General features: G+C 72.6%; 16 protein-coding genes. 13 read left to right on the top strand and 3 right to left on the bottom strand.

Going from position 1 to position 16469, the window contains the following annotated elements; all coding sequences use genetic code 11:
• Positions 1-22 precede the first annotated feature (22 nt).
• The 8 genes from D7I47_RS00635 (at position 23) to D7I47_RS00600 (ending at position 9827) form a co-directional block, all read left to right on the top strand.
• Entirely contained in the window at positions 23-715 is a 693-nt protein-coding gene (locus D7I47_RS00635) for an esterase/lipase family protein (RefSeq protein ID WP_120761253.1), read from the top strand.
• Complete coding sequence (locus D7I47_RS00630; RefSeq protein WP_120761252.1) at positions 712-2076, top strand: MFS transporter; 1365 nt, start codon at positions 712-714, stop codon at positions 2074-2076. Before D7I47_RS00635 ends, D7I47_RS00630 begins: the two co-directional genes overlap by 4 nt.
• A gap of 187 nt (positions 2077-2263) precedes the next feature.
• The gene (locus D7I47_RS00625; RefSeq protein WP_120761251.1) at positions 2264-3271 is read left to right on the top strand and encodes a LacI family DNA-binding transcriptional regulator; all 1008 of its coding nucleotides are present in this window, start codon (positions 2264-2266) and stop codon (positions 3269-3271) included.
• Positions 3272-3600: 329 nt separating this feature from the next.
• Complete coding sequence (locus D7I47_RS00620; protein WP_120761250.1) at positions 3601-5295, top strand: glycoside hydrolase family 13 protein; 1695 nt, start codon at positions 3601-3603, stop codon at positions 5293-5295.
• An 11-nt stretch (positions 5296-5306) separates the two neighbouring features.
• Entirely contained in the window at positions 5307-6653 is a 1347-nt protein-coding gene (locus tag D7I47_RS00615) for an ABC transporter substrate-binding protein (protein ID WP_120761249.1), read from the top strand.
• 69 nt (positions 6654-6722) lie between these two features.
• Positions 6723-7688, top strand: coding sequence for a carbohydrate ABC transporter permease (locus D7I47_RS00610; RefSeq protein ID WP_193726444.1), 966 nt, complete (start codon positions 6723-6725; stop codon positions 7686-7688).
• Positions 7688-8626, top strand: coding sequence for a carbohydrate ABC transporter permease (locus D7I47_RS00605; RefSeq protein ID WP_120761248.1), 939 nt, complete (start codon positions 7688-7690; stop codon positions 8624-8626). The genes D7I47_RS00610 and D7I47_RS00605 overlap by 1 nt, the downstream gene beginning before the upstream one ends.
• A 13-nt stretch (positions 8627-8639) precedes the next feature.
• On the top strand, positions 8640-9827 hold the full coding sequence (locus tag D7I47_RS00600) for a glycoside hydrolase family 3 N-terminal domain-containing protein (RefSeq protein WP_120761247.1): 1188 nt from the start codon (positions 8640-8642) through the stop codon (positions 9825-9827).
• On the opposite strand, the gene D7I47_RS00595 is transcribed toward D7I47_RS00600, so the two are convergent.
• From D7I47_RS00595 to D7I47_RS00585, 3 genes are all read right to left on the bottom strand, one after another.
• Entirely contained in the window at positions 9824-10891 is a 1068-nt protein-coding gene (locus D7I47_RS00595) for a winged helix DNA-binding domain-containing protein (RefSeq protein WP_120761246.1), read from the bottom strand. The two genes, D7I47_RS00600 and D7I47_RS00595, sit on opposite strands and share 4 nt — an antisense overlap.
• A 50-nt stretch (positions 10892-10941) precedes the next feature.
• Complete coding sequence (locus tag D7I47_RS00590; protein WP_120761245.1) at positions 10942-11229, bottom strand: hypothetical protein; 288 nt, start codon at positions 11227-11229, stop codon at positions 10942-10944.
• 86 nt (positions 11230-11315) lie between these two features.
• On the bottom strand, positions 11316-12371 hold the full coding sequence (locus tag D7I47_RS00585; RefSeq protein WP_120761244.1) for an App1 family protein: 1056 nt from the start codon (positions 12369-12371) through the stop codon (positions 11316-11318).
• Between the two features lie 80 nt (positions 12372-12451).
• Between D7I47_RS00585 and D7I47_RS00580 the strand changes: the two genes are divergently transcribed.
• From D7I47_RS00580 to D7I47_RS00560, 5 genes are all read left to right on the top strand, one after another.
• Positions 12452-13102, top strand: coding sequence for a TetR/AcrR family transcriptional regulator (locus tag D7I47_RS00580; RefSeq protein ID WP_120761243.1), 651 nt, complete (start codon positions 12452-12454; stop codon positions 13100-13102).
• 128 nt (positions 13103-13230) lie between these two features.
• Complete coding sequence (locus D7I47_RS00575) at positions 13231-14052, top strand: ABC transporter ATP-binding protein (RefSeq protein WP_120761242.1); 822 nt, start codon at positions 13231-13233, stop codon at positions 14050-14052.
• The gene (locus D7I47_RS00570) at positions 14049-14741 is read left to right on the top strand and encodes an ABC transporter permease (protein WP_120761241.1); all 693 of its coding nucleotides are present in this window, start codon (positions 14049-14051) and stop codon (positions 14739-14741) included. The genes D7I47_RS00575 and D7I47_RS00570 overlap by 4 nt, the downstream gene beginning before the upstream one ends.
• Entirely contained in the window at positions 14738-15472 is a 735-nt protein-coding gene (locus D7I47_RS00565) for an ABC transporter permease (protein WP_120763743.1), read from the top strand. Before D7I47_RS00570 ends, D7I47_RS00565 begins: the two co-directional genes overlap by 4 nt.
• 17 nt (positions 15473-15489) lie before the next feature.
• Positions 15490-16401 carry an ABC transporter substrate-binding protein gene (locus D7I47_RS00560; RefSeq protein ID WP_120763742.1) on the top strand — a complete coding sequence of 304 codons (912 nt, stop codon included), beginning with the start codon at positions 15490-15492 and terminating at the stop codon, positions 16399-16401.
• Positions 16402-16469: the final 68 nt, after the last annotated feature.

Raw genomic sequence — 16469 nt, 5'->3', positions numbered from 1 at the left:
TAGCCTCGAGGCGGGAGGTGGCATGGACGAGCAGCGGCCCTCGCTCGGTCGGCACGCCGCGGCGATCGTGGGCGACTTCCCGAACGCGATGCGCTTCCGGGTGCGCGCCGCCCGAGACTGGCCGGTGCCCGCGCGCTACGCACGCGGCGACGGGCGCCCCGTGCTGATCGTCCCCGGCGTGTACGAGACCTGGCACTACCTGCGGGCCGTCGCCGACGCGCTCCACGACGCCGGGCATCCGGTCATCACCGTTCCGCGGCTCGGGCTCAACCACCGCCCCATCCCCGCGTCCGCCGAGATCGTGTGGCGACGCATCCGCGAACTCGACCTCACGGACCTCGCCATCGTCGCCCACTCGAAGGGCGGGCTCATCGGCAAGCACGTGCTCGCCCACGACGACGTCGAGCACCGGGTCGACCGCGTCGTCGCGATCGCGACACCGTTCGGCGGATCCCGGATGGCGTACTACGCGATCCCGCGCGCCATGCGCGAGTTCCGCCCCGACAGCCCGGTGATCTCGCGGCTCGTCACCGAGCAGACCGTCAACGCGCGGATCGTGTCGATCGCCCCGCGGTGGGACCCGCACATCCCCGACGGCTCCACGCTCGAAGGCGCGCGCAACGTGACCCTGCCGGTGATCGGGCACTTCCGCATCCTGCTGCGACCGGAGCTGCCCCGGCTCGTGGTCGCCGAGGTCGAGCGGGAGCTCGGATGACCCGCGAGCAGCGTCTCGTGCTGACGATCGCGGTGCTCGCCACGGTCGCCTCCTTCCTCGACTCGACGATCGTCAACGTCGCCCTCCCCGCGATCGAGCGCGAACTCGGCGGCGGGCTCGCGGCGCAGCAGTGGATCGTCGACGCCTACCTGCTGACGCTCGGCTCGCTCATCCTCGTGGCGGGGGCCGTGAGCGACGTCTACGGCCGCATCCGCGTGCTGCGGGCGGGACTCGTGATCTTCGGGGTCGCCTCGCTCGTCATCGCGCTCGCCCCCGACCCGCTCGTGCTCATCCTCGCCCGCGGGCTGCAGGGGGTGGGCGGGGCGCTGCTCGTGCCGAGCTCGCTCGCCCTCATCACCTCGACCTTCTCGGGCGCCGCCCAGGCGAAGGCGATCGGCACCTGGACGGCGCTCACCTCGGCGTCGCTGCTCGCCGGCCCGCTCGTCGGCGGCCTGTTCGTCGACCTGCTGTCGTGGCGCTGGGCGTTCGTCGTCAACGTCGTGCCGATCGGGCTCGTGTTCTGGCTGCTCGCGCTGCTCGGACGCCGCGACGTGCACGCGCCCGGCGTGCGCATCGACGTGCTCGGCGCGGTGCTGTGCGCGGTGGGGCTCGGGGGCATCGTCTACGCCCTCATCGAGCAGCCCCGGCTCGGCTGGAACGCCTCGGTGCTCGCCGCGGGGCTCGGCGGCGTGGCCGCCTTCGCGGGCTTCCTCGTGCACCAGCACCGGAGCGCGCGCCCCATGATGCCGCTCGGGCTGTTCCGCATCCGCGACTTCGGCTGGGGCAACCTCGCGACCTTCTTCGTCTACGGCGCGCTCGGGCTCAACTCCTTCGTGATCTCGGTGTACCTGCAGCAGGGCGCCGGGCTGCCGGCGACCCTCGCGGGGCTCGCGAGCCTGCCCATCTCGATCCTCATGGCGGTCGGCTCCGGCTGGGCGGGCTCGCTCGCGGGCCGCTGGGGGCCGCGCGTCTTCATGACCGCGGGGCCGCTCGTCATGGCGGCGGCGTCGCTGCTCATGCTGCGCATCGGCGACCCCTTCGACTACGTGAGCCAGCTGCTGCCGGGCATCCTGCTGTTCGGTGTGGGCCTCACCCTCACGGTGTCGCCGCTCACCGCGGCCATCCTCGGTGCGATCGAGCCGGCCCGCTCGGGCATCGCATCCGCCGTCAACAACGCGGTCGCGCGGATCGCGGGCCTGCTCGCGGTGGCGATGCTCGGCGTCATCACGGGCGGCGCGCTCGACCTCGCGGGACTGCACCGCTCGCTGTGGGTGATCGCAGCCCTCCTCGCCCTCGGCGGCGTCGTCTCGTTCATCGGCATCCGCACGTCGGTGTCGAAAATGCAGGAGAACCCGAGCTGAGCCGCGGCGGCTCCCCGAGAATCCGGGCCGCATCCGTGGAATCTCCTGCATTTCTCATGCTGTTCGGCGGCGGAAGGTAACGATCTGGTCGCGGTCTGGGGCGGATGCGGGGCGTCGGCCGGGTCCGGGAAGGGCGGATCGGGGGCGGGGCTGCAAAGAATTGCGCGGATTGCGTAGAGTTTCGAACATGTCGAGTCGTCTTGCCGAGGTCGCCAAGAAGGTCGGGGTCAGCGAAGCCACCGTGAGCCGCGTGCTCAACGGCAAGCCCGGCGTGGGGGAGTCGACGCGGCAGGCCGTGCTCGCCGCCCTCGACGTGCTCGGCTACGAGCGCCCCAGCAAGCTGCGCGGCGAACGGGCGCGCCTCGTGGGGCTCTTCCTGCCCGAGCTCACCAACCCGATCTTCCCCGCCTTCGGCGAGCTCGTCGGCGGCGGGCTCGTGCAGCAGGGCTACACGCCCGTGCTCTGCACGCAGACCGCGGGCGGCATCAGCGAGGCCGACTACATCGAGCTGCTGCTCGAGCAGCGCGTCTCCGGCGTCGTCTTCGTGGGCGGCCAGTACACCCAGGCGGATGCGCCGCACGAGCACTACGCGCGCCTCGCCGAGCTCGGCATCCCCACCGTGCTCGTCAACGCGCGGGTCGCCGAACTCGCCTTCCCCACCGTGTCGACCGACGACCACGTCGCCGTCGAGCTCGGCTGGAACCACCTGCGCCAGCTCGGCCACGAGCGCATCGGACTCGTGCTCGGGCCCGCCGACCACGTGCCCTCGCAGCGCAAGCTCGAGGCGGCAGAACGCCTCGCGGCGGCCGACGGCGGCGCGCTCGACCCCGCCCTCGTCGCCCACTCGCACTACACGCTCGAGGCCGGCCAGGCGGCGGCGGCACGCCTCATCCAGGCCGGCGCGACCGGGCTGCTGTGCGCATCCGACCCGCTCGCCCTCGGCGCCATCCGCGCCGTGCGTCGTGCCGGACGCCGGGTGCCCGCCGACGTGTCGGTGGTCGGCTTCGACGACTCGGCGCTCATGAACGCGATCGACCCGCCGCTCACGACCGTGCGGCAGCCCATCGAGCCGATGGGGCGGCTCGTCATCGAGCTGCTCGTCGCGCAGCTGCAGGGCGGGGCGCCGGGCACCGAGGAGTACCTGTTCGAGCCGGAGCTGGTGGTGCGGGGCTCGACGGGCCCGGCGCCGCGCTGACGCCGTCTCGCGAGGGCGCGTGCCCGCATCCGGTCCAGCCGACTTCGCAACTCAGGAGATGCGGCGCGGTACGCCCATCCGCCGCCCACTTTCGTTGTTCTTCCTGAGTTGCGAAACCCCGCGGGTTCGCAACTCAGGACGGATGGCGGATGCGGCCCTCCGTAGGGGCGTCGGGGCGCGTTCTTCCTGAGTTGCGAAAACGGCAGGGGGCGCAAGGATGGGCGAGTTTCTTGCGCGTTGTTTAGTTCTTGCGTCATTCTGTCGGGTTTCATACATTCGGCTCGTCGGCGCCGACTGGGGCGTCGCGAACGAGCTCCGAAGGAACCCGCGTGGACGCAGACGTCCTGCCCGGCACGGTCACCCCGCTGCCCGCGCCGCCCGACGACGACCCCGAGTGGTGGCGCTCCGCCGTCATCTACCAGGTCTATCCGCGCAGCTTCGCGGACGGCAACGGCGACGGCACGGGCGACCTCGCGGGCGTGCGCAGCCGGCTCGGCTACCTGCGCGAGCTGGGCGTCGACGCGATCTGGTTCACCCCGTGGTACGCGAGCCCGCTCGCCGACGGCGGCTACGACGTGAGCGACTACCGCGCCATCCACCCCGACTTCGGCACCCTCGCCGAGGCCGAGCTGCTCATCCGCGAGGCGCTCGCCCTCGGCATCCGCACCATCGTCGACGTCGTCCCCAACCACGTCTCCGACCGGCACCCGTGGTTCCAGGCGGCGCTCGCCGCCGGCCCCGGCAGCCCCGAGCGCGAGCGCTTCTGGTTCGTGGATGCCGAGGAGCTCCCCACGCGCTGGGTCTCGCCGTTCGCGGGCGACACCTGGACCCGCACCACGAACCCCGACGGCACGCCCGGCCAGTGGTACCTGCACCTCTTCGACGCCGCCCAGCCCGACCTCAACTGGAACCACCCGGACGTGCGGCGCGAGCACGAGGACATCCTGCGGTTCTGGTTCGACCGCGGCGTCGCGGGCGTGCGCATCGACTCCGCCGCCCTGCTCATCAAGGACCCGGAGCTCGGCGAGGTGCCTGACCACCCCGGCCCCGGCGAGCACCCCACCCAGGACCGCGACGAACTGCACGAGGTCTACCGCGGATGGCGCGCGCTCGCCGACTCCTACCCCGGCACGCGCGTGCTCGTCGGCGAGATCTGGCTGCCCGAACTCGACCGCTTCGTGAAGTACCTGCGCCCCGACGAGATGCACACGGCGTTCAACTTCGACTTCCTCGCCCGCCCGTGGGATGCCGCCGAGCTGCGCAGCTCGATCGACCTCACCCTCGACGCGCACGCGCCCGTCGGCGCCCCCTCCACCTGGGTGCTCTCCAACCACGACGTCACCCGCCCCGTCACCCGCTACGGCCGCGCCGACAGCTCCTTCGCGTTCCTCGCCAAGCGCTTCGGCATCCCGAGCGACCTCGCGCTCGGCACCCGCCGCGCCCGCGCCGCGGCGCTGCTCACGGCGGCGCTGCCGGGCTCGCTGTACATCTACCAGGGCGACGAGCTCGGCCTGCCCGAGGCGGAGGACATCCCGCGCGAGCTCATCCAGGACCCGATGCACCACCGCTCCGGCGGCGTCGACCCGGGCCGCGACGGATGCCGGGTGCCGCTGCCCTGGTCGGGCACCCGGGCGCCGTTCGGCTTCAGCTCGCCGCACGCCACCGGCACCCCGTGGCTGCCGCAGCCGCGCAGCTGGGCGCTCTACACGGTGGAGGCGCAGGAGCACGACCCGGCGTCCATGCTCTCCCTCTACCGGGCGGCCCTGCGCATCCGCCGCGGCGAGCCCGGCCTCGGCGACGGCGCCTTCGCCTGGCTGGAGCTCGGGCCGGACGCGCTCGCCTTCCGCCGCGGCGACGACTTCGTGAGCGTCACGAGCTTCGACGCGCCCGTCGCGCTGCCGCCCCACCGCGAGGTGCTCCTCGCCTCCACGGAGGTCGCCGACGGCGTCCTCCCCCCGAACTCCACGGCGTGGCTACGACCACAGCACGAGCCCGGAGAAACCCACCCCATCACCCAACGATGAAAGGCAAGACAATGAAGTCACCCACCAAGGTGATCGCGATCGCCGCGGCGTTCGCGACTGTCGCGTCGCTCGCCGCCTGCAGCAGCGGAGGATCCTCCGACGGCAAGGTCGAACTGCGCGTCGCCACCTTCCCGCCCGGCGCCGACCAGGCCGCGTACGACGCGTTCGCGACCCAGGAGGCGCAGTTCGAGAAGAAGTACCCGAACATCGACATCATCGGCGTCGAGTACGAGTGGGAGGGCCCGACCTTCACCGCCCAGCTCGCCGCCGGCAGCCTGCCGGACGTGTTCACGGTGCCGTTCACGGATGCCAAGACGCTGCTCGAGAACGGCCAGCTCGCCGACGTCACGGAGGAGATCGACGAGCTCGGCTACGCCGACAAGTTCAACCCCATCATCCTCGACGCCGTGAAGGACGCCGACGGCCACCTGTTCGGCTTCCCGCGCCAGGCCTACGCTCTCGGCCTGCAGTACAACCGCGAGCTGTTCGAGCAGGCGGGGCTCGACCCCGACTCGCCGCCCACCACCTGGGATGAGGTGCGCGAGTACGCGAAGCAGATCTCCGAGGCCACCGGCAAGGCGGGCTACGCCACCATGACCCAGAACAACACGGGCGGATGGCAGCTCACCGCGCAGTCGGCGTCGCGTGGCGGCTTCCTGCAGTCGGACGACGGCGCGACCTCCACGATCGCGAACGACGGCGTGAAGGCGACCCTCGAGTACTTCCACGAGCTGCGCTGGGAGGACGACTCGATGGGCGACAACTTCCTGCTCGACTGGGGTTCGATCAACCAGGAGTTCGCCGCCGGCAACATCGGCATGTACACCTCCGGCTCCGACCTCTACACGGCCCTCGTGCGCGACTTCTCGCTCGACCCGTCCGTCTACGGCCTCACCACCATCCCGATGGAGGACGGCGGCAAGGTGCTCGGCGGCGGCGACATCGCGGTGCTCCCGCCGACCCTCGACGACGCGACGAAGGCCGCGGCCGTCAAGTGGGTCGACTGGTACTACATGCAGAAGCTGCTGAACGAGGATGCCGCGGTCGCCGACGCGAAGGCGCTGTCGGATGCCGGCCAGGCCGTCGGCACCCCGGTGCTGCCGGTGCTCGACCAGGCCACCTACGAGGAGTCGCTCACCTGGATCGAGCCGTACGTCAACGTGCCGCGCGACCAGATGACGGGCTTCATCGACGGCATCTTCGCGCAGACCCCGGTGGGCGAGCCGAAGAGCCACACCCAGGAGGTCTACGCCCTCCTCGACCCGGTCGTCCAGGCCGTGCTGACGGACGAGAACGCCGACATCGACGCGCTCCTCGCCCAGGCCGACAAGGACGCCCAGGCCCTCATCGACGGCTGACCCGTCCCGCCGGGTGGTCGGGAGGCGCACGCCTCCCGACCACCCGGCACCCGACCCGAAGGAAGACCCATGACCGTCATCGACGAACGGCGCGCCGTGGAGCAGCGCCTGCGTCCGCGGACCGTGACCCCGCGCCGACGCGACCGCAGCATCCGCGGCTGGGTGCGCCGCGGCGGGCTCGTCACCCTGCTGTTCGCGCTGCCGATGATCCTCGTGTTCACCGTGTACAGCTGGTGGCCGATCCTGCAGTCGATCTGGATGAGCTTCCAGAAGACGAACCTCATCACCTACCGCTTCGTCGGCCTCGACAACTTCGCGAACGTGCTCGCCGACCCGCTGCTCGGGCGCGCCGTGCTCAACACCGCCTACTTCGCGCTGCTCGCCCTCGTGTTCGGCTTCCCGCTGCCGATCCTCATGGCGGTGCTCATGAGCGAGGTGCGGCGCCTGAAGGGCCTGTACTCGGCCCTCGCCTACCTGCCCGTCATCGTGCCGCCGGTGGTCGCGGTGCTGCTGTGGAAGTTCTTCTACTCCGCCTCGCCCACGGGCGTCTTCAACACGATCCTCGGCTGGGTCGGCATCCCACCCCAACCGTGGATCCAGGATGCGACGCAGGCGATGCCCTCGCTCGTGCTGGAGGCCACCTGGGCCGCCGCGGGCGGCTCGATCATCATCTACCTCGCGGCGCTGCTCTCCGTGCCGCCCGAGCTCTACGACGCCGCGGAGGTGGACGGCGCCACCATCTGGCACAAGATCTGGCACGTGACGCTGCCGCAGCTGCGCGGCGTGATCTTCGTCATGCTCATCCTGCAGATCATCGCGACCGCGCAGGTGTTCCTCGAGCCGTACCTGTTCACGGGCGGCGGGCCGAACAACGCGACCGTCACCGTGCTGCTGCTCATCTACCGCTACGCGTTCGAGAACAGCCTCGGCGGCAAGTACGGCGAGGCGACCGCGCTCTCGGTCATGCTCGCGCTGTTCCTCGCCGCGGCATCCTTCCTGTACTTCAAGGCCACCCAGAAGTGGAGCACCGACTGATGAGCACGACGCTCAAGCTGCCGACCCTGCGACGTCGACGCGCATCCGAGAACGCCGAGCCCGACGCCCCGCGCGGCGTGCTCTCGGTGCACGACCGACGCCGCGGCCCCGTGCGCGCGGGGCAGGCCGCCTCGCACGTCTTCCTGTTCGTGGGGCTCGTCGTGGTGGGCCTCGGGCCGCTGCTGTGGCTCGCGAAGGCGGCCGTGTCGACGACGCAGGACATCATCCAGCAGCCGCTCGCCCTCTGGCCGAGCGGCATCGACTGGGGCAACCTGCAGCAGGCCTGGGTCGAGGTGGAGGTCGGCAGGTACTTCTTCAACACGATCGCGCTCGCCGCCGGCCAGTGGGTCGTGGGGCTCGTGATCGCCACGACGGGCGCCTACGTGCTGTCGATCCTCCGGCCCGCCTACGCGCGCGTGCTGCAGGCGGCGGTGCTCGCGACGCTCTTCGTGCCCTCGGTCGTGCTGCTCGTGCCGCTGTTCATCACGGTCGCGCGTCCCGCGTTCGGGCCGAGCCTGCTCAACAGCTACCTGGGGGTGTGGCTGCCGACGGCGGCGAACGCCTTCAACATCCTCGTCGTGAAGCGCTTCTTCGACAGCCTGCCGTTCGAGGTGTTCGAGGCGGCGCGCACCGACGGGGCGGGGCCGTTCCGGATGTTCTGGTCGATCGTGCTGCCGATGTCGCGGCCCATCGTGGGGGTCGTCTCGGTGTTCATCATCATCGCCTCGCTCAAGGACTACCTGTGGCCGAAGCTCGTGCTGCCGGATGCGGCGGTGCAGCCGCTCGGTGTGCGGTTGCCGAACATCCAGTCGCAGACCGAGCTCGACGTGACGCTCGCGGCGCTCGCGATCTCGACGATCATCCCCGTCGTGCTGTTCCTGGTCTTCCAGCGGGTGTTCCTGCGGGGCGCGGGGCTGGGGGGCGCGGTCAAGGGGTAGCTACGCTCGAGGGATGCGGAGACCGGCGGCGGTGCTCGCGGCGGCGCTCGCCGTGGCGGCGCTCGCCGGGTGCGCGCCGCAGGCGACGCCCGTGTCGGCCGCGCCGCCGCGCGCCTGGGCGCCCGCGGTCGCCCCGCAGCCGGTCGACCCCGGGGCCGCATACCTCACGGCGCGCCTCGCCGACATGACGACGCTGCAGCTCGCCGAGAGCGTCATCATGCCGCGCATCCCGAGCACCGACCCGGCCGCCGCGCGGGCCGCCGTGGCGGCATCCGGGGTGGGCGGGGTGATCCTCATGGGCGGCGACACGCAGTACTCCGTCGACGTCGCACGGGCGCTCACGACGGCGCTCACGACCGATCCGGGGTTGCCGCCGCTCACCGCGGTCGACCAGGAGGGCGGCACGGTCGCCCGGCTCGACGACCCGGGCCCGAGCGCCCGGGCGCTCGGACGGATGCCGCCCGAGGCCACCCGCCAGGCGTTCGCCGACCGCGCGCGGCTCGTGGCATCCGCGGGGTTCGACCTCAACTTCGGTATCGTCGCCGACGTGACCGGCGACCCGGGTTCGTTCCTCGCCCCGCGCGTCTTCGGCGGCGACCCGGCGGCCGTCGCGGACCGTGTCGCGGCGGCGGTGGCGGGGGAGTCGGGCATCGTGCTCTCCACGCTCAAGCACTTCCCGGGGCACGGCGGCGCCCCGGGCGACTCGCACCACCTCATCCCCGAGACGGCGATGAGTCTCGACGAGTGGCGCGCCACGCAGGCGCCGCCGTTCCGGGCGGGCATCGACGCGGGGGCGGAGCTCGTCATGGTGGGGCACCTGCGCTACACCGCCGTCGATGCCGCTCCGGCCTCGCTCTCGCCGACCTGGTACCGCATCCTGCGCGACGAGCTCGGCTTCGACGGGGTGATCGTGACCGACTCGCTCAGCATGCTGCAGGACTCGGGCGACCCCGCCTACGCCGACCCGGCCGCGAACGGGCTCGCGGCGCTCGCGGCGGGCGCCGACCTGCTGCTGTACGCGGGGCCGGTCGACACGACCGCGGTCGCGCAGCGGATCGCCGACGCGGTCGCCGACGGCACGCTGCCTCCCGAGCGGCTGCGGGATGCGGCCGAGCGTGTCATGCAGCTGCGCCGCTCGGTCGCGAGCTCGGATGCGCCGTACGTGCGCTGCCGCGCGGCCTGCGCGGCGGCCGTCGGCTAGTCGCCCAGCTCGACCGGGCGCCCGAGGAAGCGGCCGTAGCGGCGCGCCTCCGCCTCCGCGGACGCCCGCACGGTGGCGGGCAGCGGCGCGAAGGGTGCGAGCTCGACGCGGACGGTCCGGCGGCCGAGGTCGCGTCGCCAGAGCCCCACGATCTCGCCGCGCGAGACGATCGTCGGCAGGAACAGCCCGTTGCCGCCCGGCACGACCGCGCCCGCGTACTCCGGGGCGAGCACGGCGGAGCGGTCGGCGTAGCCGAGCAGGTACTCGTCGAAGCCCGGCAGCAGCCGCACGCCGCCGGCGGCGGGCTCGAGGCCCGGGCGCATGAGGTGCACGACCCCGTCGACCTCGAGCTCGGCGAGCCGCCCGCGCACGCGCTCGGTCGCCGCGCGCACGAGCGTGAGCGGCAGGCCCGACCACCAGGCGAGGTCGCGCACGGTCGCGGGCCCGTGACCTGCGTAGTAGCGCAGCGCGAGTTCGTCGGCGGCCGCATCCGGGTCGAGTCGGCGGGGTTCGGCCACGTGCTCCTCGAGCAGGGCGTACTCGGTGCGGCCGGAGAGCACGACGAGGCCCGTGTGGGCGAGGTTGCCGAGCAGATGGATGCCGCGGTCGCCCTCGGTCGGCACGCCGCCCGCGCGGAAGGCGGCGAGCAGCTCGCTGCGGTCGGCGCGCCCACCGCCCGCGAGCCGCGCGCGGGCGATCGCGGCGACGCGCTCCAGCTCGGCCTCGGTGATGCCGAGCTGCCGCACGCGGCCCGCCGCGGAACGCGCGATGCGCTCGCCCGTGAGCGACAGCATCCATCCGAGGTCCTCGGCGGCGACGAGGTGCAGCGTGCCGCGGAACGGCCACGAGCGCACGATCGCGCCCGAGGTGTGCGCGGCCTCGACCTGCGCCTCGGTCGCGCCGCTGCGCAGTCCCACGGCCCACAGCGCGCCCGGGTAGTCCTGCGCCTGCACGGCGAGCAGCCCGCGCACCACCTCGGCGGGCCCCGCCGTCGGCGTGCGCGCGATGTGCTGCGCGGCGAGCCGCAATCCGGCCACCGTGCGCCGACCGCGCGGGGAGAGCATGCCGTCAGTCTGCCGCGCACCCCCGACTCGCGGGCGACGGATGCGGGGCGTCAGCCGTCGAGGGCGAGGGTGGGCAGCTGCACGTCGACGGGGGCGGGCGCCGGCGCGTCGGCGACCGTCACGGCCGAGACCGGCTGCACGGCCGGGAGGGGTGCCGGCTGCAGCGCCGCGACGCCGACGACCGCGGCGGCGCAGGTGACGGCGGCGAGGGATCCGGCCGCGATGCCGCGGCGCACGTCGAGCCGACCCTGGCGGCGCAGCAGCACGACGGCGAGCACGAGCGCCGTCGCGGCGGAGGCCGCGAGGGCCACGATGAGCAGGGCGAGCACGCCGGACATGCCGGATCCTTCGGGTGGGGGCGGATCGGGGGGACGATCCCGGGGGTGGCCCCACGGTAGCAGCGCCCCCGTCCGGGGGGCAACGGTTACGCGCGCGGTTCGCCGAGCAGCCCGAGCGCCGTCAGCTGCTCGGCGAGCTCGGCGCCGTCGGCCCCGTACACCCACGGCACCGCCGCCCCGTGCGCCTCCTGCTGCGAACGGCCACCCGCGAGCACCGCCTCGCCACGGGTCAACTGGCGGATGGCGACCGCGGCCACGCGGTCCGGGTACGCCGCCTGGAACTCGGCGTAGCGCTCCTCGTCGTGCTGGCCGTCGTCGCCGACGAGCAGCCAGCGCACCCTCGGGAACTCGAGCGCGAGCCGCGCGAGCGACTCCGTCTTGTGCACCTGGCCGCTGCGGAACCAGCGGTCCGGCGTCGGCCCCCAATCGGTCAGCAGGAAGGTGCCACGGGGGTAGAGGTGGCGGGAGAGGAAGCGGTTGAGCGCCGGCACGACGTTCCAGGCGCCCGTGGAGAGGTAGACGACCGGCCCGCCCGGGTGCGCGCTCACGAGCCGGTCGAACAGCACCGAGATCCCGGGCACCGGGCGGCGGGCGTGCTCGTTGACGACGAAGGTGTTCCACGCGGCGAGGAAGGGTCGCGGCAGGGCCGTCACGAGCACGGTGTCGTCGATGTCGGAGACGATCCCGAAGTCGACCGCGGGGTCGACGACGAAGACGGGCGCCTCGATCGCATCCGCCCCCTCGAGGGTCAGCAGCACCGCGTCCCAGCCGGGGGAGAGCGCCGCCTCGACGCGGGCGTCGATGACGCCGCCGCGGTCGGTGCGGATGACGTGTTCGGCGCCCGCGACGTGCACGACGAGCTCGGTGTCCTTCACGGGGATGCTGAGGAACGCGCGCCAGCCGCGGATGCTCGTGAAGCGGTCGGGGGCGCGACGGCCGGGCTTCACGAGGATCACCCGGCCGAGCACGCGCAGCCAGCCGTCGCCCCCGTAGCCGGGGAACGGGACGATCGTCGGCACGAGTCCGCGGCGGCGTCCGCGACGTTCGCGGATGCGGTGGATCGCGTCCTCGATGCGGGCCGCGAGATGCAGCCGACGCGGCTGCTCCGAACCGTCGGCGGGCGTCGGCTCGGCGGACTCCATCCGACCAGTGTGTCACGGGGATCTTCAGCCCGCGCCAAGGCGTCTGCGGGCTACAATCGCCGCAAGACCGAGGAGAACCCGTGCCCGACATTCTCACCGAGCCCCGTGACCACCCCACGATGCTCATCCGCAACGAGCCGATGCAGGCCCGCAGCACCGCCCGCCTCGCCGCGCTCCTCGACGCGGCCGCCGCGGTCGTCGCCGAGATCGGCTACGAGCGCCTGACGACGGCGATGGTCGCCGAGGGGGCGGGGGCCTCCATCGGCACCGTCTACCGCTACTTCCCCGACCGGATCGCCGTGCTGCAGAGCCTCGCCGCGCGCAACGAGGAGCGCGCCACCGACCGCGTGCTCGCCGCCGTCGACGACCCCGCCCACGCCGACTGGCTGGCCGCGCTGTCCGCCTCGTTCGACGTCTTCGTCGGGCTGTTCCGCACCGAGCCGGGCTTCGCCTCGCTCCGGCTCGGCGACGTGCTCGACCTGCGCCCGGCGGAGGGCACCCCGCGCAACTCGGTCATGGCATCCGCGATCTTCGACGCGCTCGCCTCCCGCTTCGGCCTGCCCGAGGAGTCCGAGCTGCGCGCCGCGTTCGAGGTCGCGATCGAGGCGACCGACGCGCTCGTCGCGCGGGCCTTCGCGCGTGACGCCCACGGCGACGCCGCACGGCTCGACGCGGCCCGTCGCGCGGTCGCGGCGATCATCGCCGAGAGCCTGCCGCTGCCGCCCCGCTGAGCGGCGGATGAGGCACGGCGCCCGCCGCGGGCGTCGTCACGTTTCGCAAACACCCGGCGTCGGAGGCCCTCCGTACGGTTGAGTGGTGGTGGGTCGGTCACCCCCAACCGACCCGGCGAGGGGCCTCCATGATCGAATTCCGCTCCGTGACGAAGCGATTCCCCGACGGCACGCTGGCCGTCGAGGAGTTCAGCCTCGTGATCCCCGCGCGCAAGACCACCGTCTTCGTGGGCTCGTCGGGCAGCGGCAAGACCACCCTGCTGCGCATGATCAACCGCATGGTCGAGCCGAGCTCCGGCACGATCGAGATCGACGGGGAGGACGTCCAGGCTCGGGATGCGGTGCAGCTGCGGCGCAGCATCGGCTACGTCATGCAGAACGGCGGCCTGCTGCCGCACCACAAGGTGATCGACAACGTCGCGACCGTGCCGGTGCTGAACGGCGTGCCGAGGCGTCGCGCGCGCGAGCAGGCGCTCGAACTGCTCGACACGGTCGGCCTCGACCGCTCGCTCGCCGACCGGTACCCGAGCCAGCTCTCCGGCGGGCAGCAGCAGCGCGTCGGCGTGGCGCGGGGCCTCGCCGCCGACCCCAACATCCTGCTCATGGACGAGCCGTTCGGCGCCGTCGACCCCATCGTGCGCGCGGAGCTCCAGCAGGAGACCATCCGCCTGCAGCGCGACCTCGACAAGACGGTCGTGTTCGTCACGCACGACATCGACGAGGCGTTCCTGCTCGGCGACCAGGTGGTCATCCTCGAGACGGGCGCGCGGATCGCCCAGGTCGGCAGCCCCTCCGAGATCCTGGAGGCGCCGGCGAGCGAGTTCGTCGCCTCCTTCGTGGGGGTCGACCGCGGATCGCGCGCGCTGCACACCAAGACGACGGCCTCGGGCACGGTGCTCGTCGACGCGAGCGGGCGCACCCAGGGCGTGCTCGTGGACGGGCCCGCATGAACTGGGTGCTCGACAACCTCGACCTGATCGGGCGCCTGACGGTCGAACACCTGCGCCAGAGCGCGCTGCCGATCGTGCTCGGCTTCCTCATCGCCATCCCGCTCGGCTGGCTGGCGTTCCGGTTCAGGCTCACCCGCGGGCTCGTGCTCACCATCACGGGGCTGCTGTACACGATCCCCTCGCTCGCGCTGTTCATCCTGCTGCCGACGGTGCTGGGGATCAGCGTGCTGTCGGAGGCGAACCTCATCATCGCCCTCACCATCTACGCGGTCGCGATCATGGCGCGCTCGATCGCCGACGCCCTCGCCTCGGTCGACCCGGCCGTGCGGCAGTCGGCGACCGCCGTCGGCTACGGGGCGTGGCGGCGCTTCTGGGCGGTCGAGTTCCCGCTCGCGGGCCCCGTCGTGCTGGCGGGCCTGCGCGTGACCGCGGTCTCGACCATCGCGCTCACGACGGTCGGCATCCTCATCGGCGTCGACAACCTCGGCTACCTGTTCACGAACGGCTACCAGCGGCGCATCATCCCCGAGATCCTCGCGGGCGTCGTCGCGACGATGGTCATCGCCCTGCTCGTGGATGCGCTGCTCGTGCTCGCCGGGCGGTGGCTCATGCCGTGGGCGCCGCGGCGCGGGGCGCGTCCGCCCCTCGAGCGGGCCGTCGCGGCGACCGCGCCGGGAGGGGCGGCATGAACCTCTTCGCCGAGGCCCTCGCGTGGCTCTTCTCGCCCGATCGGCTGACGGGCAGCCTGCCGCTGCCGCTCGCGTTCGGGCAGCACCTGCTGTTCACCTTCGTGTCGGTGCTCATCGCCGCGGCGATCGCGATCCCGCTCGGCTGGTACATCGGGCACACGGGGCGCGGCCGGCAGCTCGCGATCGGCCTCTCGGGCGCGGCGCGCGCGATCCCCTCGTTCGGGCTCATCCTGCTGCTCGTGCTGGTCTTGGGCGTGCTGCACAAGCCGGAGGCGGCGATCACGGCGTTCGTGCTGCTCGCCGTCCCCTCGATCCTGGCGGGCGCCTACGCGGGGCTCGAGGCGGTGGACCGACGGGTCGTGGACGCCGCGCGCGCGGTGGGCATGACCGAGTGGCAGATCCTGTGGCGGGTCGAGGTGCCGCTCGGGCTGCCGCTGCTCATCGGCGGGCTGCGCTCGGCCGCCCTGCAGGTCGTCGCGACCGTCGCGATCGCCGCGTACATCGGCCTCGGCGGGCTCGGCTACTACATCATCCAGGGCGTCGCCCTGCGCCGCTTCGACCAGGTGCTCGGCGGCGCGCTCGCGATCGTGGCGCTCGCCCTCATCCTCGACGGACTGTTCGCGCTCGTGCAGCGCGTCGTCGTCCCGCGCGGCGTCACCGCCGGCCGGGTCAAGGACGTCCGGGACGGCTCGTCCCGGCGCCGACGGGTGGCAGGTGCTGTCACCGAATGAAGAGAAGAGAGAACGTGATGTTCACAGCACGGAACAAGGGCCGGCTCGCACTCGGTGCGGCCGTGGTTGGGGCGGCATTGGCCCTTTCAGGGTGTGCCGCCGGCGATCCGCTCGACTCGGGCGATTCGGATTCGGGCAGCACCGACACGATCGTCGTCGGCTCCCAGGCGTACTACTCGAACGAGATCATCGCCGAGATCTACGCCCAGGCGCTCGAGAACGCCGGCTTCGAGGTGAAGCGGGACTTCCAGATCGGCCAGCGCGACGCCTACCTCCCGGCGCTCGAGAGCGGCGAGGTCGACCTGTTCCCGGAGTACACCGGCAACCTGCTGCAGTTCTACGACCCCGACACGACCGCGACGACCTCCGACGACGTGTATGCGGCCCTCAAGGACGCCCTGCCCGACGGCCTGACGGTGCTCGACCAGTCGCCCGCCACGGACCAGGACTCCTACAACGTGACGGCGGCGTTCGCGGACCAATACGAGCTCTCGAGCCTCGCCGACCTCGCCTCGGTCGACGTGCCGCTCACCCTCGGCGGCGCGCCGGAGCTCGAGGAGCGCCCCTACGGTCCGAAGGGTCTGCTCGAGAAGTACGGCGTGACGGTGGGGTTCTCGGCGACCGGTGACACGACGGTCGAGGACCTCGTCGCCGGCACCATCGACATCGCCAACGTCTACAGCGCCGACCCCCGCATCCAGACCGAGGATCTGGTCACCCTCGCCGACCCCGAGGGCCTCTTCCTCGCGTCGAACGTGGTGCCGCTCGTGAACGCCGACATCGCCGACGAGATCGCCGACGTCATCAACGCCGTGTCGGCGGCGCTCACGCCGCAGGGCCTCGTCGCCCTCAACGTGCAGTCGACGGTCGACGAGACCTCGTCGGCCGACATCGCGACGGCCTGGCTCACCGAGCAGGGGCTCATCTAGCAGCTGAGGGCACCGGTCTCGACGGGCTCGACCCCAGGGTTGAGCCCGTCGAGACCAGCACCCCGCAG

The organism is Protaetiibacter intestinalis (genome assembly GCF_003627075.1).
Classification (GTDB): domain Bacteria; phylum Actinomycetota; class Actinomycetes; order Actinomycetales; family Microbacteriaceae; genus Homoserinibacter; species Homoserinibacter intestinalis.
This window is presented reverse-complemented; position numbering and strand designations above follow the sequence as displayed.

Excerpts from the sequence above, each read along its gene's own strand:
- D7I47_RS00575 (WP_120761242.1), top strand. The coding sequence starts at position 13,231 with ATGATCGAATTCCGCTCCGTGACGAAGCGATTCCCCGACGGCACGCTG.
- D7I47_RS00610 (WP_193726444.1), top strand. The coding sequence starts at position 6,723 with ATGACCGTCATCGACGAACGGCGCGCCGTGGAGCAGCGCCTGCGTCCG.
- D7I47_RS00615 (WP_120761249.1), top strand. The coding sequence starts at position 5,307 with ATGAAGTCACCCACCAAGGTGATCGCGATCGCCGCGGCGTTCGCGACT.
- D7I47_RS00600 (WP_120761247.1), top strand. The coding sequence starts at position 8,640 with ATGCGGAGACCGGCGGCGGTGCTCGCGGCGGCGCTCGCCGTGGCGGCG.
- D7I47_RS00560 (WP_120763742.1), top strand. The coding sequence starts at position 15,490 with ATGTTCACAGCACGGAACAAGGGCCGGCTCGCACTCGGTGCGGCCGTG.
- D7I47_RS00635 (WP_120761253.1), top strand. The coding sequence starts at position 23 with ATGGACGAGCAGCGGCCCTCGCTCGGTCGGCACGCCGCGGCGATCGTG.
- D7I47_RS00605 (WP_120761248.1), top strand. The coding sequence starts at position 7,688 with ATGAGCACGACGCTCAAGCTGCCGACCCTGCGACGTCGACGCGCATCC.
- D7I47_RS00585 (WP_120761244.1), bottom strand. The coding sequence starts at position 12,371 with ATGGAGTCCGCCGAGCCGACGCCCGCCGACGGTTCGGAGCAGCCGCGT.
- D7I47_RS00625 (WP_120761251.1), top strand. The coding sequence starts at position 2,264 with ATGTCGAGTCGTCTTGCCGAGGTCGCCAAGAAGGTCGGGGTCAGCGAA.
- D7I47_RS00570 (WP_120761241.1), top strand. The coding sequence starts at position 14,049 with ATGAACTGGGTGCTCGACAACCTCGACCTGATCGGGCGCCTGACGGTC.
- D7I47_RS00565 (WP_120763743.1), top strand. The coding sequence starts at position 14,738 with ATGAACCTCTTCGCCGAGGCCCTCGCGTGGCTCTTCTCGCCCGATCGG.
- D7I47_RS00590 (WP_120761245.1), bottom strand. The coding sequence starts at position 11,229 with ATGTCCGGCGTGCTCGCCCTGCTCATCGTGGCCCTCGCGGCCTCCGCC.
- D7I47_RS00630 (WP_120761252.1), top strand. The coding sequence starts at position 712 with ATGACCCGCGAGCAGCGTCTCGTGCTGACGATCGCGGTGCTCGCCACG.
- D7I47_RS00595 (WP_120761246.1), bottom strand. The coding sequence starts at position 10,891 with ATGCTCTCCCCGCGCGGTCGGCGCACGGTGGCCGGATTGCGGCTCGCC.